26 protein-coding genes are annotated in these 21,253 nt (G+C 31.6%); 24 read left to right on the forward strand and 2 right to left on the reverse strand.

All coding sequences use genetic code 11. The features are described 5' to 3' along the window. Positions 1-38: 38 nt before the first annotated feature. From CAB05_RS05980 to CAB05_RS06035, 12 genes are all read left to right on the forward strand, one after another. Positions 39-2,177 carry a peptidoglycan D,D-transpeptidase FtsI family protein gene (locus CAB05_RS05980; RefSeq protein ID WP_087998919.1) on the forward strand — a complete coding sequence of 713 codons (2,139 nt, stop codon included), beginning with the start codon at positions 39-41 and terminating at the stop codon, positions 2,175-2,177. 533 nt (positions 2,178-2,710) lie between these two features. After that, complete coding sequence (pstB, locus tag CAB05_RS05985) at positions 2,711-3,481, forward strand: phosphate ABC transporter ATP-binding protein PstB (RefSeq protein ID WP_235821409.1); 771 nt, start codon at positions 2,711-2,713, stop codon at positions 3,479-3,481. 22 nt (positions 3,482-3,503) lie between these two features. Beyond that, complete coding sequence (phoU, locus tag CAB05_RS05990; RefSeq protein ID WP_087999545.1) at positions 3,504-4,157, forward strand: phosphate signaling complex protein PhoU; 654 nt, start codon at positions 3,504-3,506, stop codon at positions 4,155-4,157. 106 nt (positions 4,158-4,263) lie between these two features. Beyond that, on the forward strand, positions 4,264-5,250 hold the full coding sequence (locus CAB05_RS05995) for a nucleotidyltransferase family protein (RefSeq protein WP_087998921.1): 987 nt from the start codon (positions 4,264-4,266) through the stop codon (positions 5,248-5,250). A gap of 84 nt (positions 5,251-5,334) precedes the next feature. Further along, complete coding sequence (gene rpmG, locus CAB05_RS06000; RefSeq protein ID WP_056475024.1) at positions 5,335-5,484, forward strand: 50S ribosomal protein L33; 150 nt, start codon at positions 5,335-5,337, stop codon at positions 5,482-5,484. Between the two features lie 103 nt (positions 5,485-5,587). After that, positions 5,588-6,151 carry a 5-formyltetrahydrofolate cyclo-ligase gene (locus CAB05_RS06005; RefSeq protein ID WP_087998922.1) on the forward strand — a complete coding sequence of 188 codons (564 nt, stop codon included), beginning with the start codon at positions 5,588-5,590 and terminating at the stop codon, positions 6,149-6,151. Positions 6,152-6,246: 95 nt separating this feature from the next. Beyond that, positions 6,247-7,197, forward strand: a complete 951-nt coding sequence (locus CAB05_RS06010; protein WP_087998923.1) for an L-lactate dehydrogenase — start codon at positions 6,247-6,249, stop codon at positions 7,195-7,197. Positions 7,198-7,318: 121 nt separating this feature from the next. Beyond that, positions 7,319-8,098 carry a M15 family metallopeptidase gene (locus tag CAB05_RS06015; protein ID WP_371870389.1) on the forward strand — a complete coding sequence of 260 codons (780 nt, stop codon included), beginning with the start codon at positions 7,319-7,321 and terminating at the stop codon, positions 8,096-8,098. A 117-nt stretch (positions 8,099-8,215) separates the two neighbouring features. Beyond that, positions 8,216-8,419, forward strand: a complete 204-nt coding sequence (locus tag CAB05_RS06020) for a YqgQ family protein (protein WP_087998924.1) — start codon at positions 8,216-8,218, stop codon at positions 8,417-8,419. 61 nt (positions 8,420-8,480) lie between these two features. After that, positions 8,481-9,455, forward strand: a complete 975-nt coding sequence (locus CAB05_RS06025) for an ROK family glucokinase (RefSeq protein WP_087998925.1) — start codon at positions 8,481-8,483, stop codon at positions 9,453-9,455. 298 nt (positions 9,456-9,753) lie between these two features. Next, complete coding sequence (locus CAB05_RS06030) at positions 9,754-11,646, forward strand: LTA synthase family protein (RefSeq protein ID WP_087998926.1); 1,893 nt, start codon at positions 9,754-9,756, stop codon at positions 11,644-11,646. Positions 11,647-11,730: 84 nt separating this feature from the next. Then, complete coding sequence (locus CAB05_RS06035; protein WP_158093189.1) at positions 11,731-12,660, forward strand: M14 family metallopeptidase; 930 nt, start codon at positions 11,731-11,733, stop codon at positions 12,658-12,660. 66 nt (positions 12,661-12,726) lie between these two features. On the opposite strand, the gene CAB05_RS06040 is transcribed toward CAB05_RS06035, so the two are convergent. Continuing rightward, a complete protein-coding gene (locus CAB05_RS06040) occupies positions 12,727-12,903 on the reverse strand; it encodes a DUF2759 domain-containing protein (protein WP_087998928.1) in 177 nt (58 codons plus the stop codon). A 159-nt stretch (positions 12,904-13,062) separates the two neighbouring features. Here CAB05_RS06040 and CAB05_RS06045 point away from each other — a divergent pair, with 159 nt between their 5' ends. Together CAB05_RS06045 and CAB05_RS06050 are read left to right on the forward strand one after the other, a co-directional pair. Then, positions 13,063-13,689 (forward strand): MBL fold metallo-hydrolase, encoded by a 627-nt coding sequence (locus tag CAB05_RS06045; protein ID WP_087998929.1) that lies wholly within the window; start codon positions 13,063-13,065, stop codon positions 13,687-13,689. A gap of 9 nt (positions 13,690-13,698) precedes the next feature. Next, positions 13,699-14,829: an SAM-dependent methyltransferase gene (locus CAB05_RS06050; protein ID WP_087998930.1), complete on the forward strand. Its 1,131-nt coding sequence runs from the start codon at positions 13,699-13,701 to the stop codon at positions 14,827-14,829. Between the two features lie 30 nt (positions 14,830-14,859). Here the strand turns inward: CAB05_RS06050 and CAB05_RS06055 are convergent, their stop codons facing one another. After that, on the reverse strand, positions 14,860-15,102 hold the full coding sequence (locus CAB05_RS06055) for a DUF2626 domain-containing protein (RefSeq protein WP_087998931.1): 243 nt from the start codon (positions 15,100-15,102) through the stop codon (positions 14,860-14,862). Positions 15,103-15,438: 336 nt separating this feature from the next. Between CAB05_RS06055 and CAB05_RS06060 the strand changes: the two genes are divergently transcribed. The 10 genes from CAB05_RS06060 (at position 15,439) to CAB05_RS06105 (ending at position 21,121) form a co-directional block, all read left to right on the forward strand. Then, complete coding sequence (locus CAB05_RS06060; RefSeq protein ID WP_087998932.1) at positions 15,439-16,101, forward strand: GntR family transcriptional regulator; 663 nt, start codon at positions 15,439-15,441, stop codon at positions 16,099-16,101. 309 nt (positions 16,102-16,410) lie between these two features. Further along, positions 16,411-17,472, forward strand: a complete 1,062-nt coding sequence (gene comGA, locus CAB05_RS06065) for a competence type IV pilus ATPase ComGA (protein ID WP_087998933.1) — start codon at positions 16,411-16,413, stop codon at positions 17,470-17,472. Beyond that, a complete protein-coding gene (gene comGB, locus CAB05_RS06070) occupies positions 17,465-18,508 on the forward strand; it encodes a competence type IV pilus assembly protein ComGB (protein WP_087998934.1) in 1,044 nt (347 codons plus the stop codon). The genes comGA and comGB overlap by 8 nt, the downstream gene beginning before the upstream one ends. Positions 18,509-18,518: 10 nt before the next feature. After that, complete coding sequence (gene comGC, locus CAB05_RS06075; protein WP_087998935.1) at positions 18,519-18,815, forward strand: competence type IV pilus major pilin ComGC; 297 nt, start codon at positions 18,519-18,521, stop codon at positions 18,813-18,815. Beyond that, the gene (comGD, locus tag CAB05_RS06080) at positions 18,781-19,254 is read left to right on the forward strand and encodes a competence type IV pilus minor pilin ComGD (RefSeq protein ID WP_087998936.1); all 474 of its coding nucleotides are present in this window, start codon (positions 18,781-18,783) and stop codon (positions 19,252-19,254) included. Before comGC ends, comGD begins: the two co-directional genes overlap by 35 nt. Next, positions 19,241-19,573: a type II secretion system protein gene (locus tag CAB05_RS06085; protein WP_087998937.1), complete on the forward strand. Its 333-nt coding sequence runs from the start codon at positions 19,241-19,243 to the stop codon at positions 19,571-19,573. The genes comGD and CAB05_RS06085 overlap by 14 nt, the downstream gene beginning before the upstream one ends. Next, a complete protein-coding gene (gene comGF, locus CAB05_RS06090; RefSeq protein WP_158093190.1) occupies positions 19,554-19,988 on the forward strand; it encodes a competence type IV pilus minor pilin ComGF in 435 nt (144 codons plus the stop codon). Before CAB05_RS06085 ends, comGF begins: the two co-directional genes overlap by 20 nt. Beyond that, positions 19,957-20,358 carry a hypothetical protein gene (locus CAB05_RS06095; RefSeq protein WP_142283056.1) on the forward strand — a complete coding sequence of 134 codons (402 nt, stop codon included), beginning with the start codon at positions 19,957-19,959 and terminating at the stop codon, positions 20,356-20,358. The genes comGF and CAB05_RS06095 overlap by 32 nt, the downstream gene beginning before the upstream one ends. Positions 20,359-20,371: 13 nt before the next feature. Further along, entirely contained in the window at positions 20,372-20,875 is a 504-nt protein-coding gene (locus CAB05_RS06100) for a shikimate kinase (RefSeq protein ID WP_158093191.1), read from the forward strand. A gap of 42 nt (positions 20,876-20,917) precedes the next feature. Next, a complete protein-coding gene (locus CAB05_RS06105; protein ID WP_087998941.1) occupies positions 20,918-21,121 on the forward strand; it encodes a YqzE family protein in 204 nt (67 codons plus the stop codon). The last annotated feature ends 132 nt before the right edge of the window (positions 21,122-21,253 follow it).

The following is a 21,253-nucleotide window of genomic DNA, read 5'->3' on the forward strand; positions in this document are numbered from 1 at the left end:
TGTTAAACCAATAAGTAGAGTATAAAAGAGGAGAAGAGATGAATAAACCAAAGAAAAATAAAATTAAATTACCAACTCGGCTGAATACACTATTTTTTCTTGTGTTTTTATTATTCTCTTTATTAATTCTAAGACTAGGCGTTGTTCAAATTGTAAAAGGTGAAGACTACCAACTAGAATTAGAACGTACAGAGAATATGACAGTTGATAAATCGGTACCAAGGGGAAAAATATTAGACCGTAATGGCAAGGTTGTGGTAGATAACACACCACTTCGTTCAATAACGTATACAAGAAAAAAAGGGACAACTTCTGCTGAGCTATTAGAAATGGCAACAAAATTAACAAGCTATTTAAAAATGCCAACAGATAAAATAATGGAACGAGATCGAAAAGATTATTGGCTACTAACACATCCTGAAGAAGCAAAAGAACTTGTTTCAAAAAAAGAAGATAAAAAATTAAAAGCGAAATACGAAGAAGACCCTGCGTCTTATAACAAAGAGTATTATGCAATGCAACTAGATGCAATTACAGAAGACGATATCAAATCCTTAAGTAAGCAAGATTTGCAAATTCTAGCTATTTATAAACAAATGAGTGTTGGATATGCCCTAACACCTCAAACGATTAAAAGTGAGGGTGTAACGGAACCTGAATATGCAATGGTTAGTGAACATTTAGATGAGCTTCCTGGTGTCGATGTTACAACTGATTGGGAAAGAGATTATGTGTATGAAGATACTTTCCGAACAATTTTAGGAAATATTACATCGGAAAAAGAAGGTCTGCCAGCTGAAAATGTAGATTATTACTTGGCACGTGGATATGACCGTAATGACCGTGTAGGAAAAAGTTATATCGAGCAACAATATGAAGATGTGCTTAGAGGAACAAAAGGTAAAGCACAAAATGTTGTTGATACGCAAGGGAATGTAATTGATACAAAAGTAATCACTGAAGGCGAACCAGGTAGTGATCTTGTTTTATCACTAGATATTGAATTGCAAAAAAAGGTAGATGAAATTGTTAAAACAGAACTGTTAAGAGCTAAACAAACATCGAATGGTAAATATTTGGATCGAGCGTTTGTTACAATGATGAATCCAAAAACTGGTGAAATCCTAGCAATGTCAGGAAAACAACTCGTAAAAGATAAAAAAACAGGTAAAATGGAAGTACAAGATTTTGCAACTGGAAACATGACGACTTCTTACGAGATGGGGTCTACTGTTAAAGGTGCAACTGTTTTAACTGGCTTCCAGCAAAAAGCAATTAGTCCAGGTACACGATTGTTTGATACTCCAATTAAAATAAAAGATACACCTCAAAAAGCTTCATATAAAAATATGGGATGGGTTTCTGATTTAGATGCTTTAAAACGATCTTCCAATGTTTATATGTTCCGAACAGCGATTGCGATTGGTAAGGGACATTACGTTGAAAATCAACCACTGGATATAGATCCAAAAGCCTTTGAAACTTTCCGAAATAGTTTTAGTCAATTTGGTCTAGGGGTGAAAACAGGAGTTGATTTACCAAATGAGGCAATCGGGTTTAAGGGAACAGATACTCGAAATCCTGGATTCTTACTTGACTTAGCAATTGGACAGTATGACACTTACACGCCACTACAACTAGCGCAATATGTCTCAACAATTGCCAATGGAGGCTATCGTGTACAACCACATATAGCAAAAGAATTAAGACAGCCTTCAATTGGAAATGACAAAGGTGTTGTTAGACAAGAAATCGAACCTAAAATTTTAAATAGAATTGACATGAAAGACTCATATGTTGATCGTGTTAAAGAAGGATTTTATAAGGTATACAATGAAGTAGGCGGTACAGCCAATATTTACTTCCAAGGAACAGATTACAAACCAGCTGGTAAAACAGGTACTGCTCAGTCAGTTTATGATGGACCAGATCGTAAAAAATATAATGGGCCACAAAAAACATATAACCTAACACTGATTGGTTATGCACCATATGATAATCCTGAAATCGCATTTGCCGTTGTTGTTCCATGGCTGCAAAGTGACCAAGCTCCAGTTAACAAATACATCGGACGTGGCATATTAGATGAATATTTCAAAATGAAAGAAAAGAAATCAAATACTAATAATGCAGAAGATCAAGATTCAAATAATAAAGAAGAAGATAAAAACGAGTAAAGAGAAGGGGATTTCCCTTCTCTTTTTTTTGTTGTCGGGGCTGAACGATGCGCCTCCACATTTCATGGTGTCTAGTTCCAGCGCCTAACCCCTCGAGTCATAAGCCAAAGCCCAGCAAAAGTTAAAAAGCAACTTTTACCGGTCCTTGTCTTATGCTTGTCGGGGCTGAGCGAGGCGCTTCCACTTTTCGTGATGTCTAGTTCCGTCTCCTAGCTCCTCGAGTCATAAGCCAATGCCCAGAAAAAGTTAAAAAGCAACTTTTACCGGTCCTTGTCTTATGCTTGTCGGAGCTAACCAGTCGCCTCCACTTTTCATATTTACACAATCTTTACATTTGGTTAAAACGTTTTTAATAGTTGGGATTTATGATTAGTGATGTAGTCTTATTTGATTGAATGAGGTTTGTTACTAAATTTATTATTAAATTTTTATATATTTATGATGACTTAGAGCCTTTAGGATGAGAGGGGAATTTATAAATGACAACTACTTTAATTAGAGAGAATAAAACGAATACTGAAGATGTTGAAGAGATGACGACTGTTAAGAAATCGATTGTTTATGATACTCAAAATTTAAATTTATGGTATGGACAGGATAAGGCTTTAAAGGATATTAATTTAAGTATTTATGAAAATGAAGTTACTGCAATTATCGGTCCGAGTGGTTGTGGTAAGTCAACTTATTTAAAGACTTTAAATAGAATGGTTGAGTTAGTTCCTACTGTTAGAACAGAAGGTAAAATTCTTTATCGTGAGCAAAATATTTTTGATAAAAATTATCCAGTTGAAGAATTAAGAACACATGTAGGGATGGTGTTCCAAAAACCGAATGTATTCCCTAAATCAATTTGGGAAAATGTTGCTTACGGTCCTAAAATTCATGGAATTAAAGATAAAAATACGTTAAATCAAATTGTTGAAAAGAGTTTAAAGGGTGCAGCGATTTGGGATGAAGTGAAAGATCGTTTACATGAGAATGCATACGGACTTTCAGGTGGTCAGCAACAACGTTTATGTATCGCACGTTGTTTAGCGATTGAACCAGATGTTATTTTAATGGATGAACCAACGTCTGCGCTTGATCCGATTTCTACATTAAAAGTAGAAGAGTTAATTCATGAACTGAAAAAAGAATTTAGTATTATTATTGTTACTCATAATATGCAACAAGCTGCACGTGTTTCTGATAAAACAGCATTTTTCTTAAGTGGTGAAGTTGTTGAGTATACTGATACAAATAAATTATTCTCAACGCCAAAAGATAAGCGTACTGAAGATTATATCACTGGCCGTTTCGGTTAATGGAAGGATATTGGTGACAAAAATGAGACCACAATTTGATGCAGATTTAAAATCACTTCAAGAAATGATTATTGAATTAGCTATGAAAACAAAAAAAGCTGTTATGAAAAGTATGGATGCTTTTCGTACTGAAAATATAGAACTAGCACTAGAAGTAATTGATGAAGATGAGCGTATTAATAAACTAGAAAAAGAAATTAATGAATTAATATTAGTCATTATCACAAGACAACAGCCAGTTGCTGTTGATTTAAGAAGAAACTTAACAGCTATTAAAATTGCACACGATTTAGAACGTGTAGCAGATTATGCTGTTAATATCGCAAAATCAACAATTAGAATTCGTAGTCGTCAAGAAAATTTACCAATTGAAAATATCGAAAAAATGCATGCGCTTGGATTAGATATGTTATCGAAGGCTGTGGATGCATACCGTACGGAAGATTTGCAAGCTGCTAAAGAAATTGGCGAAATAGATGATCAAGTGGATGAATTATATGGCGTAACAGTACAAACACTGATGTCGAGCATAGCAGATTCTCCAGAACATGTTTCGAATGTAATGCAAATGGCGTTCGTTTGTAGATATTTAGAAAGAATTGCAGATTATGCAACGAATATCGCAGAAAATATCTATTATTTAGTCAAAGGTAAGTATTATTTATTAAATCAATAATGAAAAGGGTGTTCTGGACTAAATTGTTCATGAACACCCTTTTGTCATATTTCTGCCAATAAAAGCATACTTCTAAAACGAAACTATATATTTGGGGTGGTTAATCATGAAGGTAGTTATTTTAGCGGGAGGATTTGGTCAAAGACTATTACCTATAACAAATAACATACCGAAACCACTTTTACCAATTGCAAACCGTGCTGCAATTGAACATTTACTATTACATTTAATTAGCATGGGGTTTAATGAATTCATCATTCAATTACATTATATGTCACAAGCGATTATGAAAACGATAGATGGAATGAATTTGATGAATATATCAATTGAATATATTATAGAAGAAGAAAGTTTAGGGTCCGCAGGATGTTTGCGATTATCCAAACCATATTTAAATGATACTTTTTTATTAGTCAATGGAGATATTTTATTTGATGGAGATATTAGAGAGGCGATCTACCAACATTTAGAATACAATCAACAATTTTCAATGCTAGTAAAACATGTTGATAAATGTGAGTCATATGGAAATGTAAAAGTAAAAAATGGACAAATAATGGAATTTATAGAAAAACCACAAATAGGAAAAGAAATCAGTAATTTAGTGAATACAGGCATTTATATTTTGAATGCAGAGTTACTAAAGTACATACCAGACTATTGTTATTTTGATATTAGCACCGACTTGATTCCGCTTTTATTAAGAGAGAATATTATTTTAAATGCCGCTGAATTAAAAGGATATTGGATCGACTATGGAACACCGCGAAGATTTGCTAAGTTAAATGTGGACTGGATTGAAGAAAAGTTAAACCTACCAATCCCAGCCGTACAAATCTTACCTAGAATATTTTTAGGTGAACATGTGAAAATAGAAAATAATGTGAAAATTGTTTCACCAGTCATCATTGGAAACGATGTAACAATAGAAGAGAATTGTATAATTGGTCCATATGTATCAATTAGTTCGAATATTGTAATTGATAAAGGAAGTATTTTACATCATCAAGCTGTATTCCAAAAGTACACATTAAATCATGAAAATAAATTTACAAAAAATACAATAAAAAAATTATCAAAAGAAATGCAATGAATGTTGAAAAACTATGGAATTTATTCTAAAAGAGTGTTATTATATACAAGTCTGATTATGTCACTATGTCAGGAGGGAAAATAAATGCGCGTAAATATTACATTAGCATGTACAGAATGCGGAGATCGTAACTACATCACTACTAAAAATAAACGTAATAACCCAGACCGTCTTGAGCTTAAAAAATATTGCCCAAGACTTAAAAAAGTTACAGTTCATCGCGAAACAAAGTAAGCAGTAGGAATATTCCTACTGTTTTTTTTGTATTTCTACTATATAAGCCTCAAAAAAATTTTCTGCATTTTTCTACATACTTTATTAATGGGAGATATCTATTATGGATAAAAAGGAAATTAGATCAGCTATTATTAAAAAGTTAAACGAAATCACAGTGAAAGACCGTAACACGAAGTCAAAACAAATCATTGATCAATTAATCACTACACCAGAATGGAATAACGCCAATACGATTGCAACAACAATGCCTATGGAACACGAAATTGATACTACATTATTCATTCAAGCTTGTTGGAGATTACATAAAGATGTAGTAGTACCAAAATGTATTCATAAATCCAAAGAAATGCAGTTTTTTAAAATTACAAGTTTTGAACAATTAGAAAAAGGTTATTTTGGTATACAGGAACCTAATGAGTTCATTTGTGAAAAAATCAATAAAGATGAAATTGATCTTATTGTTGTACCAGGTGTTGCATATACCTCTATAGGGGACCGCTTAGGCTATGGAGGCGGGTATTATGATAGATACTTATCAGACTATGCTGGAAACCTTGTTGCACTTGCTTATGATTTGCAAATTGTCGAAGAGCTACCTATTGAAGCACATGATCAAAAAATGCCATTGATTATTACTGAAACGAATATCATTAAAACACTTTGAACATTGTATAAGAAATCCTATTTTGATGAGAATAAAGTAAGAATGTGACTGTTTTTGTTATTTTAAATAGCTTAAAAAAGAAGGTGGACGACATCATGCGACATAAAGATATAAATCGTGTTGCTCTAATAGGAACAGGTGCTGTTGGAGCAAGCTATGCATTTGGTATGTTAAATGCTGGTTTGGCTGAAGAATTAGTCATGATTGATCTAAATAAGGATAAAGCAGAAGGTGATGCAATGGATTTAAGCCACTGCTTACCTTTTGTAAGCTCTAGAACGAAAATATGGGCTGGAGATTACAATGATTGCAAAGATACAAACCTAGTGGTAATTACAGCTGGAGCAGCCCAAAAGCCTGGAGAAACTCGTTTGGATTTAGTTTCTAAGAACTGTATGATTTTTAAAGGTATAATTAGTGCAATAATGGAAGCTGGATTCGACGGTATATTTTTAATCGCAACAAATCCTGTTGACATACTTACTTATGTAACATGGAAATTCTCAGGTTTACCGAAAGAAAGAGTTATTGGATCAGGAACAAGCCTTGATACAGCACGATTCCGTTATTTACTAGGGGATTACTTTAATGTTGATGCTAGAAATATACATGGATATATAATAGGAGAACATGGTGATAGTGAACTACCTGTTTGGTCTCAGACAACAGTCGGCACTCAACCAATCCAAAGGGTTTTAAAGAAAAATCAACAATATAGCATGCGTGAATTAGATGAGATCTTTCTAAATACAAGAGATGCTGCTTACCATATCATTAAACGGAAAGGTGCAACATACTATGGGATCGGTATGGGACTTGTTCGATTAACAAAAGCAATACTCAAAAATGAAAATAGTATTATTACTGTATCAGCTTATTTAGATGGTCAATATGGAGAAAATGATCTTTACATAGGTGTACCTGCTGTCATAAATCGTGGTGGAATTCGAGAAATTGTCGAATTAGACTTAAATGATCTTGAAACTCGACAATTTAAAAATTCTGTAGAAATTTTGAGAAAAAGTATGGAATCGATTCAATTATAAAAATGGATTGCCTCTTTCAATTACGAAAGAGGTTTTATTTTACCCTTCACATTTGAAAAAATATCTTTCATTCGCTATTGTTAATATTAGTGAATCAAATAAGTTAGTAAGGAAGATTGCATTGAATAGAGCAAAAAGTAATAAGAAACGATATTTAGTTTTGGGAATCATTGTTTTAATTGGACTAGCTTTAGCTTTTTCTATGAAAGAAAAGATGTTTAATACGAATAGTGAACAAAAAAATTCAAATCAAGAAGTTAAAGAAACATCACCATTATTTCCAAATTATGAAGAAACTGCAGTAGAGGCAGAAGATGGGTTACTCGAAGTAACAAATGAGCAATCAAATTTAGTATTAGTTAATAAAGATCGTAAATTACCTGATGGATATGAGCCACCAGATTTAACGTATCCTATTGTTCCACTACATGGTGTATCAAAAGATAAGACATTAATGAGGAAAGAAGCAGCTAAGGCACTGGAAAAGCTATTTGAAGCCGCAGAAGCGGATAGCATTGTACTGACACCAGTATCAGCCTATCGCTCTTTTGATAGACAGCAAAGCCTATATAACTTCTATATCCAATCACATGGAGAAGAATGGACAAAAGCATACAGCGCCTACCCAGGGACAAGTGAACATCAAACGGGACTTTCCATTGATGTTTCTTCACCTAATTTTGGAAATATGCTTGAAAAGGAATTTGGTGAAACAAAGGAAGGTACTTGGCTAGCAGATCACGCACATGAATACGGATATATTATTCGTTACCCGGAAGATAAGGTTGAAAAGACTGAGTATAATTATGAACCTTGGCATATACGTTATATCGGTGTAAAACATGCTACATACCTTTATGAAAATGACTTAGTGCTAGAAGAGGTTATGTCTCCAAAATAACATGAGAAGTACTAGAAGGAATCTATTAGCATTCGATTGACGAAGATTCTTTTCAACTTTATACTTAATACATATTATTCAAAATTTTTTTTGTAGATTAAATAGTAGGAGTCACGCATGAAATCAATATATGATATCCAACAATTTTTAAAAAATTATGGAACGTTTATTTACACTGGTGATCGTAGGTCTGACTTAATGTTAATGCAAGATGAGTTAAAGGAACTATTTTTAGCGAACTTACTAGATAGAAAAGATTTTCAAGTTGCAACATTAATCATAAAAAAAGAGATAAGTGAAATCCAAAAGAAAACGATTTGATAAAAGTCGTTTTTTATTAGCAGGAGATGCAAGCGGTTTCACTATAAAGGGAGAGAGTAAGATGGAAAAAATGATCGTAGGTGTTGATTTAGGAGGTACGAGTATTAAATTAGCGTTATTAACAAACGATGGACAATTTATCGAAAAGTGGGAAGTACCAACAGATAAATCAGACCAAGGGATCCATATCCCAAAAACAATTACCATTGCAATTGAAGATAAGTTAAAAGAAATGAATAAAACTAAAGATGATGTTGCTGGTATTGGTATTGGGGCACCAGGGTCGGTACGCCTTGAAGATGGTTTAATATTCGCGGCTGTTAACTTAGGGTGGGTAAACTTCCCGTTAAAATCAGTTTTAGAGAAGGAATCTGGAATTCCAGTAATTGTTGACAATGATGCGAACATTGCAGCGGTTGGCGAAATGTGGAAGGGCGCAGGAAATGGTGCAAAAGATGTAGTAATGATCACGTTAGGAACTGGAGTAGGTGGAGGAGTCATTGTTAATGGTCAAGTTGCTCACGGAATAAGCGGTGCTGCTGGCGAAATTGGCCATATTACAGTTCAAACTGAAAATGGCGTACTTTGTAATTGTGGTAAAACTGGTTGTTTAGAAACAATTTCTTCAGCTACTGGAATTGTACGAATTGCTAACGAAACTTTACAATCTACTACTAAAGACACAATTTTAATGAAGAAGTTTAATGAAAATGCCATTTCGACTAAAGATGTATTTGATGCTTTCAAGGATGGCGATGAAGTAGCTACTGACATAGTTAATCATGTAATGAAGTATCTTGCATTAGTATTGGCTGGTGTAGGTAATACTTTAAACCCAGAAAATATTATTATTGGCGGAGGAGTTTCAAATGCAGGAGAATTACTTCTGAAGCCGTTAAGAAAATATTTTGATGAATATGCTTTTACAACTGTTCGTGAATCTACAAAGCTTTCAATTGCTCAATTAGGTAATGATGCAGGTGCAATTGGTGCAGCATATTTAGTTAAAAAATTTATTACAAAAGAAATAAATTAAGCAACGATATAACTTTTATAATCAATTGTTAATTGTATTTTAAAGATACTTCAATAGAGGTATCTTTTTTTATGTTAATTGAATTGAACAAAAAATTAGTTATTTGACGTGTTGAGTATTTTTATGATAAATTGAATGACGTCAGAAAAATACACGAGATTACTAGAAAGTTTTGACGGTAGAAAATACAACGTGGACGGACAAAACCAAGGTATTTAAGTGATTTTAAAAATAAACATGTGAATTCATAAACATGGTAAATAATAGATTTTAAGTTTTAAAAAAGGAGGAACAGACTATGTGGAAAAAGTTTATTAAAAACTTCGGATTTCCTTTACTTGCAGTATTCCTTTTATGGACAAAAGCGACTTTACTGAGCTTGTATTACTTTGACTTAGAAATTGAAAATTCAATGCAAAAATTTATTTTAATAATAAGTCCAATTTCTTCATTACTAATTTTTATTGGTATTGGTCTTTTTGCGAAAGGACATAAACGAAATAGGGCTGTCATCTGGATCAGTTTAGTTATGTCATTTATATTAATTGGTGACACAGCTTACTATTCATTCTTTGATGATTTCGTAACGATTCCAGTTTTATTTATGACACAGAACTTTGCTGACTTAGGTTCAAGTGTTAAATCGATGATTAGTTATAAAACAATTTTAGCTTTTGCTGATATCATTATTTTAATTCTAGTTAATATTTTCTGGGGTAAAAAATTCTTTACAACTGAAAATATTAAAGGTAAAACAAGAACTGCATATTATTTAGTTGCAGCAGCAGTATTTTTAGTTAACCTTGGGATGGCTGAAACTGAGCGTCCACAATTATTAACTCGTTCTTTTGATAGAGAGTATATTGTAAAGTATTTAGGATTATACAATTACCATATTTATGATATGGTTCAACAATCGAAAACAACTGCTCAAAAAGCAATGGCCGATGATAGTGAGTTAGCTGGTATTGAAAACTTTATCCGTGCTAATGATACTGGCGTAAATGCTGAGCTTCATGGAAAATATAAAGGTAAAAATGTTGTTGTTATTTCTTTAGAATCATTACAAGACTTTGTAATTGGCAGAGAAATTAATGGACAAGAAATAACACCTTTCTTAAATGACTTCATTAAAGAAAGTTATTATTTTGATAATTTTTATCACCAAACTGGACAAGGTAAAACATCAGATGCTGAGTTCTTAATTGATAATAGTTTATATCCATTAGATCGTGGAGCAGTTTATTTTACAAACGGTGGTAACACATTTACAGCAACACCAGCAATTCTGAAAAAAGAACAAAATTATTATACTTCAGTCATGCATTCAAACAATAAATCGTTTTGGAATCGTGACATGATGTATCCAAGCTTAGGTTACGATCGTTATTACAATGAAAATGATTACAAAGTAACTGAGGATACTTCAATTGGATGGGGTCTTAAGGATCAATACTTCTTTGAACAATCTGTTGAAAAGATGAAAGAAATGCCTAAACCATTCTATACACGTATGCTGTCATTAACAAATCACTATCCTTTTGAATTAGGTGAAAAGGATTTAATGATTGAAAAATTAAAAACTGGTGATCAGACAGTAGATAACTATGTAACAACAGTTCGTTATTTAGATGAATCAATCAAGCACTTCGTAGAAGAAATGAAAGCTTCTGGCTTATATGATAATACAATCCTAGTGATGTATGGTGATCACTATGGTATTTCTGAAAATCATAACCGTGCAATGAGTGAAGTATTAGGGAAAGAAATTACGCCTGTTGAACATGTAAAATTACAACAAGTACCTTTCTTTATCCATTTACCTGGTCAAACAAAAGGTGAAACAATTCATAAAGTTGCAGGTCAAATTGACGTGAAACCAACAATCCTAAACTTATTAGGTGTAAATGCTAACAAAACATCAATTAACTTTGGTAATGATATTCTTTCACCAAAGCATAAAGACTTTGTTGTATTCCGTGATGGTACAATCGTTACTGATAAATATATTTACAAAAATGAAAAAATGTATGATGCAAATACTGGTGAAGAATTAGAGGGTCAAAAGCCACCTAAAGAAGATTTAGCTAAAGCTAAAAAATCACTAGAGTATTCAAACTCAATTATTTATAAAGATTTACTTCGTTTCTTTGAAGTAAAATATGAGCGAGCAAAAACTAAGTTCGAATAAGAAAAGCACTTCCTTAGGGAAGTGCTTTTCTTTTGTGTATTTACATACAATTGTATTAAAAATAAGTTTGGTGAGGTGGAATGGTTGTTTTATAAGTCGCCTACAAATCTCTTCATACCGAGGAATTACAATTTTACTGAACTTGAAAAAGATATTAGCATACTTACTCAGCAGTATCCATTTCTTAAGTTAAATGTGATCGGGAGAAGTGTCCTGGATCAACCAATATACGAAATCATCTTTGGTAATGGAGAGAGAAGGATTCATTGGAATGGTTCATTTCACGCAAATGAATGGATTACAACTTGTGTATTGATGAAATCATTAGAATGGTTATGCCAAACTGTTTCAAATGAAGAATTACTATTTCATAAAGAGGTTTTGACCTTTTTTCATTTGAATACCTTATCAATAGTTCCGATGGTGAATCCAGATGGGGTTAATTTAGTCGTTAACGGTCATATTGAGGACGAGAGGTATATGAACCATGTTAATAGTCTAAATGCAGCCAATGACGATTTTACGGGTTGGAAGGCAAATATAAGAGGCGTTGATTTGAATAATCAGTTTCCTGCTAATTGGGAAATTGAAAAAGAAAGAAAGAAACCAAAAACATATGCACCGAGAGATTATCCAGGAGATGCTCCATTAACTGAACCAGAGGCAATTGCAATGAGTAATTTGGCAATTGAAAGAAATTTCGATCTACTTTTAGCACTTCATACACAAGGAAAAGAGTTTTATTGGGGCTATGATCATTTAGAACCCGAAATTTCAGCTGTTTATGCTGAGTACTTTACTAATATTAGTCCATATAAATCTGTCAAAACAATTGATAGCCATGCAGGATATAAGGATTGGTTTATTCAAGAATTTAGAAAACCTGGTTTTACATTAGAACTAGGTAAGGGAATTAATCCTTTACCACTTTCAATGTTTGATTTAATATATGCGGAAACCTTTCCGATTTTATTTGCATCTCTTATTAACTTAAATGAAATTAAAAAAGGCTGACGAATTTGTCAGCCTTTCATTGTTTATTTGTTTTCTTTATATGTAATATGAGAAAACGAATACATATTATAAATGTGTTGGTGGATAACCGCTATGTACGATTGTCATAATCGCAAACCATGCGAAAAGTACTAAAGTAAGACCTGAAAATACGATTCCTAATAAATTTTTCTTCTTTAAAGATCCAAATAATGCAGGAACACATAAAATAGCTGTTAGAATAAATATAATAACTGTACCCATTGTAAACCCCCTATAAAAAATTCTTCAAGCAACCCCTGTTTGCTATTACATCATTATTATTGTAAAACTTTTATTAACAATTGTCTATTTGAAATTCTAAAGCATAAACAAAATTATGATATAGTATTAATTAGATTAAATAGAAAGCAGGGTAAAAGCATGAATGTTTATCAATTACCATTAGGTCCTCTACAAACAAATTGCTATATTGTTAGTAATGATGTAAAAGAAGCTGTTATTTTTGATCCAGGTGAAGAAGCGGATATCATTTTTAATGTTATTGAAGAAAACAAATTAAAGCCATTAGCAATTCTTCTAACACATGCTCATTTTGATCATATTGGGGCTGTAGATGAAGTGCGTGATGAATATAATATACCCGTTTATATCCATAAATATGAAGCTGATTGGTTAACAGATGGCCAAAAAAATGGTTCAGCATCTTTTTTAAGAAATCAAACGATATTTGCTCGTGAAGCAGATCATGTAATTGAAAAAGAAGGCAAAATGGAATTTGGTCAATTTACATTTTCAGTTTTTGAAACGCCAGGACATTCTCCAGGAAGTATATCTTTTTATAATAAGGAACTGAGAACAGTATTTTCTGGTGATGCACTTTTCCAAAGAAGTATTGGTCGAACGGATTTAACTGGTGGTGACCACGAGCTATTAATTAAAAGTATTAAAAGTAAACTATTGTCTCTACCAGACGATGTTGTTGTTTGTAGTGGCCATGGACCTACAACGACAATTGGAGAAGAGAAAAAACATAATCCATTTTTCTAAGGGAATAATATGAAAAATATAATTTTAAATGCCATTCAAAAGAGTGAAAAAAATTACATTACATATGAAGAGTTCATTTCACTTTGTTTGTATCATTCAGATAAGGGCTATTATCAAAGATCAGATACAAAAATTGGTAGAAAAGGCGATTTTTATACAACGAGCTCAGTAGGGACAGTTTATGGCGAAGTAATTGCCTCAGTTTTTTGTCGCTTGATAAAAAATGAGGTAATTGATCCAATTTTTGTTGAAGTTGGTGCCGGAAATGGTCGTTTTGCTAACTCTTTTTTAACTTATTGCCAAAAAAATGAACCAACAATTTATGCTAATTTAGAATATAGAATCGTAGATGAAAGTAAATATCATCGTTCATTACAAATGAAAACATTAGCGGAACATACAAATGTAAATTACTATGCAAGCATTTCAGACCTGAGTAAAATACAAAACGGTATGATCTTTTCAAATGAGCTTTTTGATGCTCTACCCGTGAGAGTCGTTGAATTTTGCCAAAACAAATGGCTAGAGGTTGTCATTTCCTATAATGAATCTTATGAATTAATTGAGAAATTTATAGAGATTGAAAATGATACGTTTTTCGAATTTCTTAAGCATCATCATTTTTCTGGAAAACATGGACAAAGGGTTGAAGTTCCTGTTGCAATGGAATCAGTGTTTAAAGGATTAAATGAAGTACTTGACCATGGAATCATCATGACTGTTGATTATGGTTTTACAAGAGAGGAATGGAATGTTCCTCATCGAGTGAAAGGAAGCTTGAGGGGCTATTACCAGCATGAAATGAAAACAAATGTGTTTGAATTTTTAGGTGAAATGGATTTAACCACACATATTCATTGGGATGAACTAAGAAGGCTTGCAGAGATGAATCATCTAGAAAATTTATACTTTAATTCTCAAAGACAAGCACTTTTAGATTTTGGTATATTAAATTGGCTTGTACAACATGCAGCAACGAATCCATTTTCAGATGAATATAAACATAATCGAGCAATTCAATCATTAATTATGCCAGGTGGTATAAGTGATTCGTTTCAATTATTGTTACAGATCAAAGGATTTTCTGAAACAAAAAAATTAAAAACGAGAGAATGTCTTACAATAAATGAGTACAAATAAAAAAACCAGTCAAATGACTGGTTTTATTTATTACTCACCAAAGCTTGGTACTAATAAGAAAGTACTATAATATGTAAATCCTACAAAGAACACAGTTAAGTATGCGCCAAAGATATAGATGTACATACGCTCAGAAAGCTTTAGATAGCCTAATACTACGAAAAATGCTGTTTGTACTGCAAAAATTAATGCAGCAGCAGTCATATGACCAACTAAGAACATTACCGCAAATATAGCTGTCCAGAATCCTAGAACGCGAAACATACGATCCATTCTAAATCCCCCCATAAATAATTTCTACCCATTCATTATTATAAAATAAGAAAGTTACAATTGTAAACAACGTATTACTACAATTGTTGAATGTATTTAGAAGTAAATAATATTCTTATCTGTATTATTTTCGTTCATTTGTAAAATTCTATACATATTGGTATAAGAAAAAGTCATTTGATTAAAAAAATTTTTTAGTGGCATTTGATATAATGTCTAGCCTACTAGCGTAAATATTTTGGTGAAAGCTCCATTTTCTTCATATCTCTATGATATAATATGATATAAAGATAAAAGAATATTTAATTAAGTTGTTATTTTGAATGGGGTATAATAATGAATATCGAAAAAGAGTATTCTCAAGCAGAAAAAGCTTATGAAATTTTAGAAAACATGATCGTATCGTTAGAATTAGAACCGGGCCAAATCATCACAGAAAATGAAATAAGTAAAAAACTAAATATTGGACGAATGCCGATAAGAGAAGCATTAAAAAAATTAGAGTCTGTAAATATGGTTGTCATTTTACCTAGAAAAGGCATCATGGTTAAAGAAATTACGGTTGAGGAAATGTTACAGCAGTTAGAAGTACGAAGAGTACTTGAAAAACTCATCGTTGAACGTGCGACAAAGTTTATGAATGAAGAAGAGAAAAAAAGACTCTTAGAAATAGCCGATGCATTTGAAAAAGCGACAATTGAAAAAAATGCTTTAGATTCAGTACAATACGACGGAATGTTTAATAGCTTAATTAGTAAAGCATCAAGAAATCCGTATGCTGCAAATGCAATTACTCCTTTACATGTTTCAGCTAGAAGATTTTATTATTTTAACTACCATATTGATGAAGAGTTAACAAAGTTAATCAATATGGCTCATATCGAATTGATTAGAATTATGGTTACTGGCGATGTGGAAAAAGCTTTAAAACAGCTAAAAGTTTTATTTGAATGTACAAAAAGATCAACAGATTTAAGATTAAACTTGTTTCTTAACTAATAATATTAATTAACAATGAATTTGTTCTGTCTGTGCTAATTCATTGTTTTTTATTTTGCCTAATTACAATTAGGATATTTCTATAAAGGTGAACACTAGAGTGCTACTTTTTCTGAGGTATTCCTACTTGGCTTTAACTATTTAAATTGTGATTTTCAAGTTTTATCGTAAATTATTTTAAAAAGTAACTTTAACTGATTAAAATATTTGTACTAAAAATAAGTTTTCTAATTAAATATCCAATTTTAACGATTTGTGTCATTTTGCCATTTCAATTTATAATTTGTTTAATTGAAAGGAGAATGGTAAATGAACTCAGTTGAACAAATTGTCGAAGAACTTTTAAAAAAAGCTTGTCTCTTTGGTGCATCCGATATCCATTTGTTGCCTAAGTATTCAAATGTTGAAGTGTTATTTCGTATAGATGGGGATATCAAATTAATTCAACGAATTGATCGCGAAAAAGCAAAAAGAATGATTATGCATTTAAAATTTCTTGGTAGTATGGATATTGGCGAAAGAAGAATTCCACAAACCGGCATCCATGTTGTGAATATTAATAACATCCTATTATCTCTTCGTTTAGCAACCTTGCCTTCTATTTCTGATGAATCAATGGTTATTAGAATTCATCCCCAACAAAAAATTACACCATTAGAAAAACTCTCATTATTTCCTTCAACTACTAGAAAACTCCTATCACTTCTTCATCACTCTCACGGACTTATGCTCTTTACTGGACCAACTGGTTGTGGAAAAACAACGACTCTTTATTCCCTTTTACATGCAGCGAGAAAGGATTTTACTAGAAATATTATTACAATTGAAGATCCAGTTGAACGTAAATCTGAGGAATACTTTCAAGTGCAGATCAATGAAAAAGCCGGACTAACATACTCATCGGGATTAAAAGCGATTTTAAGATCTGATCCTGATATTGTGATGGTAGGAGAAATTAGAGATGAAGAGACAGCTAAAATTGCAGTTAGGGCTGCTTTAACTGGTCATCTAGTTTTAACAACGATTCATTCCAAAAATACAAAAGGTGCTTTATATCGAATGATAGAACTTGGTATCCCGAAAGAAGAATTGTTTCAGTCAATAGTGGCAATTGTTTCTCAACGGTTAGTACAAATAAAGTGTCGTTTCTGTGAGAATGAATGCCAACCAAATTGCTTGGCAAATCGCAAAAATAGGAGATTAGGAGTTTACGAGCTACTGTACGGGCAAGCTTTAAATGCTGTAACGAATGAAATAAAAGGTCTACCTGAGGAGTATAAAATATCTACAATTAACGATGAATTAATTAAAGGTTATGCACTTGGTTATATAGACTATAAATCATTAGATAGAAGCTTACTTTATGGTTAACAGAATTTCAAAAAAGAATCTCTCATTGGTAGAACAGGCTCGGCTCCTCAAGATATTAGGTGAATTAATACTAAAAGGCTATCCATTAATACAAGCTATTGAATTTTTATCTATACAATTTCCAACTTCATATAGAAATACAATTCTTAATTCTAGGCATTTATTGATAAATGGTCATTCATTTATTGAATTTGCAAAATCTATGAGGTTACATCCAGATGTAATTGTATATTTATACTTTGCTGAAAAACATGGAGATTTATCATTTGCTCTAAGAGAAGGCAGTTTTATGTTATTGAAGAAAATTCAACATAGAGCTTACTTACGAAAAGTAATGGGATATCCGATCTGTCTTTTACTTTTTTTACTTTTCATACTCATCATTTTTCAAATATTTATTATCCCTCAATATGAAATACTATTTTCTACATTCCAAACTGATCATCATTCATTCTCCTATATATACCTTCAAGTCATTAAACGTTTACCAATCATTGTTTGTCTGATTTTTGTAATCGGTTTGATTCTTTTCATTTCATATTTTCTATCGTTAAAAAAATTAAATCCAATACGCCAAATGGAGAAATTAATTAGAGTCCCCTTATTTAAACAATTTCTACTCGCAATAAACACCTATGAATTTTCAATGCAATTAAGTGTTTTATTACATGCTGGCTTTTCAATTGCAGAAGCATTAAAGATTATGCAAAACAATGATAGTAGAACTTTTATCAAAACAAAATCCAAATTTTTATATAATCAAATTCGAAATGGTGAAGTATTACAAAGAATTCTAATGAATGATCAAACATTCCATCGGGATTTAAATTTAGTAATAGATCACGGAATGAATAACAGTACACTAGCTGTAGAGCTTGGAGACTATGCCGATTTTTTAAAGACGTCATTGGAAGAACACTTCCATCGCTCACTTAGATTTATACAACCTATTATTTTTATAATTATAGCCTCGAGCATTTTATCAATTTATGTGGCAATTTTATTTCCGATGTTTCAATTAATGAATAGTTTTTAGGAGGAAAGAAATGGATGAAAAGGGATTTACTCTAATAGAAATGCTTGTTGTTTTATTAATCATTTCTATCTTGTTATTACTAGTCATACCGAATATCGGTAAACAACAAGCTTCGATTCAGACCAAAGGTTGTTCTGCATTACAAAAAATGGTGCAATCAAGCGTAGAAGCATATCGATTAGATCATGAAAAATTACCAGAAAGCTTACAAGAATTAAAGGACGAGGGTTATATAACAACTTATAAATGTAAAAATAATTCAGACTTAACTTATGAAAAAAATTCTGGCATTGTATCTATACCTTAAAAACTTTCAAAAAAACTCAGATGGTTTTACCCTTGTAGAGTTGTTAGTAGTCCTTTCAATTATAATGTTATTAATGGTATTTCCAATCATACAAGTTAAAAAAATAGAAGAGGAACAAAAAATCATCTTATTTTTACAAATGCTACAAAATGATATTTTCCTCGCGCAAAGAAATGCAGCAGTGCATCAGCTCCCCACAAGAATTATCTTTTCTAATGGAAGTTATATCATCGAAGACAATTTACTGAATCCTCCTATTTTGAAGCGAACATTTGATTCAGAGCTAATCATTACCTATTTATCACTTAAAGCCCCATTAAGATTTAACCTAGATGGAAATATTTCGACTTCAGGAACAATTTCTATCACGTATAAAAATAGTAAATATATCGTTACGTTTTATTTAGGAAGTGGTCGATTTACATATGTTAAAAAATGAAAGAGGATTTTCATTTTATGAGGCAATCATTTCATTAAATATATTAATTATTTTTTGTGTGATCATCGTACCTTCAATCACACTTTTATTACAGAAAAAGGAACAAGCAATCAAGATGAAAAATGCAGAAGATATATTAACTGATTCAGTACATTCTTATTATCTAAATAGAGAAGAATTTAATACAAATGCGATCGTAAGAAACGGTGTTTTCTTTTCAATAAACGTAAATCAAAAAATACATGCAGAAAGGGAGATTTGTGTTAGTTGGTATGAACGCTCAAAGGAAAGAGAAATCTGTGAGGACATTTCAGAATGAAAATGGTTTTACCTTAATCGAATCGTTATTATCGTTAGTAATATTCATGGTGATCATTTCAATCACTACTTCAAGTTTAAGTGCATTTGTAAAGCGAAATCATAAACAGGGTTCATTAAATCATTTAGAATGGGATAACTTTATTAATGAAATTCAAGAAGAAGCTAATACAAGTAGTAATCAAACGGTTTATTCAGAATTGCTCATTTTTGAAAATTCATATGAAGTACCGAGTAGTTATCAAAAATATGGTGACATCGTTAGAAGACAAGTACTAGGAGTAGGCCATGAAATTGTTTTACAAAATATAAGTAAGATTATATTTAAAAAAAATGGAAAAAATCAAATAACTGTTAAGGTAGTTGATTTAAATGGTAATATTTTTGAAAAAAATATACGACTATTTATCAATTGAAAAAAAGTTAAATGAAAGTGGAGTTTATTTACCTTATACCGTGTTAATTGTAAACTTACTAATCGTATTTTTTCTCATACAAATTGATATTATTCATTCTTATAACTCATTCATTCAACTGAGTCGTACCCATAATAAACTAGAACGTACATATGCCCATGCTATTTACGATTTGAAAATTGGAAATATTCCACTTCAATCTAATGTTGTAAAGTATTATAATGATACAAAAATTATATGGGATATTAAAGCGACAACTAGTGATGAATTTTTCATTAAACTAACTAGTAGTAATTCGAGAATTAAAAAGCATGTAGTACAATTTAAATATAAAAAAAATGAAAATCAAATATCAGGCTGGATTGATTAAGTCGGAGGAGAATATGAAATCAATTTATTTAGTAGGATTTATGGGTTGTGGTAAAACAACAGTTGGTAAAAAATTAGCAACAGCTTTGAATTGTCAGTTCATTGATTTAGATGAAGAAATCGTTTCACATACAGGTAAAAGTATACCAACGATATTCGAAGAGAAGGGTGAAAATGGTTTTCGTAAAATAGAGTCCGAAGTTTTAAAAAAGGTATCGAATGAAGATTCAATTATTTCAACAGGTGGTGGAATCGTTACCCGTCCAGAAAATATAGTATTCATGAAACAAAATGGAATTTTATTCTATTTAGAAACAACAATTGAAACGTTATATAAAAGAATTCATCAGGATTCAAATCGCCCTAACGCTGTAAACCGATCAATAGAAGAGTTAAATACCTTATTCATAAGTCGAAAATCCTTTTATGAAAAAGCTGATTTCACCGTTTCAGTTACTGAAAAGTCATCAAAGGATGTTTCCGTAGAAATCATTAACTGTTTAAATTCACTTCGATGAGGAGATAGTAGAAGTAAGTGAATAGAAAGCTAGGTGATTAGTTTGAAGACTAATGATTATGTTAAATATATGACTGAGCAGTTTATGAATTATATCGATCAACCAAAAGAGAAGCGTGAAATGATGAAACATGAAAAGGAAGAAAATAAAGAATCTTTTTCAACAAATATGTTCGGTATGCTTCCATTGAGCTTTGCACTATACATGAAGAAAATTCAAAGTCGAAAAAATAAGAAGAGTATGTAAAAAAAGCTGATTTCTAAGCTAATAAAATTCTAAGTACAAAGTAAGTATAAAAATTAAGAAATTTAGAAGACTGAATCTTATATGATTTGGTCTTTTTTATTATGAAGTAAACCTATTCTCTTTTTTGAAATT

This window comes from Gottfriedia solisilvae (assembly GCF_002128405.1).
GTDB lineage: Bacteria > Bacillota > Bacilli > Bacillales > Bacillaceae_G > Gottfriedia > Gottfriedia solisilvae.

Coding starts and splice junctions, on each gene's coding strand:
- CAB05_RS05980 (WP_087998919.1), top strand. CDS start 39: ATGAATAAACCAAAGAAAAATAAAATTAAATTACCAACTCGGCTGAAT.
- pstB (WP_235821409.1), top strand. CDS start 2,711: ATGACGACTGTTAAGAAATCGATTGTTTATGATACTCAAAATTTAAAT.
- phoU (WP_087999545.1), top strand. CDS start 3,504: ATGAGACCACAATTTGATGCAGATTTAAAATCACTTCAAGAAATGATT.
- CAB05_RS05995 (WP_087998921.1), top strand. CDS start 4,264: ATGAAGGTAGTTATTTTAGCGGGAGGATTTGGTCAAAGACTATTACCT.
- rpmG (WP_056475024.1), top strand. CDS start 5,335: ATGCGCGTAAATATTACATTAGCATGTACAGAATGCGGAGATCGTAAC.
- CAB05_RS06005 (WP_087998922.1), top strand. CDS start 5,588: ATGGATAAAAAGGAAATTAGATCAGCTATTATTAAAAAGTTAAACGAA.
- CAB05_RS06010 (WP_087998923.1), top strand. CDS start 6,247: ATGCGACATAAAGATATAAATCGTGTTGCTCTAATAGGAACAGGTGCT.
- CAB05_RS06020 (WP_087998924.1), top strand. CDS start 8,216: ATGAAATCAATATATGATATCCAACAATTTTTAAAAAATTATGGAACG.
- CAB05_RS06025 (WP_087998925.1), top strand. CDS start 8,481: ATGGAAAAAATGATCGTAGGTGTTGATTTAGGAGGTACGAGTATTAAA.
- CAB05_RS06030 (WP_087998926.1), top strand. CDS start 9,754: ATGTGGAAAAAGTTTATTAAAAACTTCGGATTTCCTTTACTTGCAGTA.
- CAB05_RS06040 (WP_087998928.1), bottom strand. CDS start 12,903: ATGGGTACAGTTATTATATTTATTCTAACAGCTATTTTATGTGTTCCT.
- CAB05_RS06045 (WP_087998929.1), top strand. CDS start 13,063: ATGAATGTTTATCAATTACCATTAGGTCCTCTACAAACAAATTGCTAT.
- CAB05_RS06050 (WP_087998930.1), top strand. CDS start 13,699: ATGAAAAATATAATTTTAAATGCCATTCAAAAGAGTGAAAAAAATTAC.
- CAB05_RS06055 (WP_087998931.1), bottom strand. CDS start 15,102: ATGGATCGTATGTTTCGCGTTCTAGGATTCTGGACAGCTATATTTGCG.
- CAB05_RS06060 (WP_087998932.1), top strand. CDS start 15,439: ATGAATATCGAAAAAGAGTATTCTCAAGCAGAAAAAGCTTATGAAATT.
- comGA (WP_087998933.1), top strand. CDS start 16,411: ATGAACTCAGTTGAACAAATTGTCGAAGAACTTTTAAAAAAAGCTTGT.
- comGB (WP_087998934.1), top strand. CDS start 17,465: ATGGTTAACAGAATTTCAAAAAAGAATCTCTCATTGGTAGAACAGGCT.
- comGC (WP_087998935.1), top strand. CDS start 18,519: ATGGATGAAAAGGGATTTACTCTAATAGAAATGCTTGTTGTTTTATTA.
- comGD (WP_087998936.1), top strand. CDS start 18,781: ATGAAAAAAATTCTGGCATTGTATCTATACCTTAAAAACTTTCAAAAA.
- CAB05_RS06085 (WP_087998937.1), top strand. CDS start 19,241: ATGTTAAAAAATGAAAGAGGATTTTCATTTTATGAGGCAATCATTTCA.
- CAB05_RS06100 (WP_158093191.1), top strand. CDS start 20,372: ATGAAATCAATTTATTTAGTAGGATTTATGGGTTGTGGTAAAACAACA.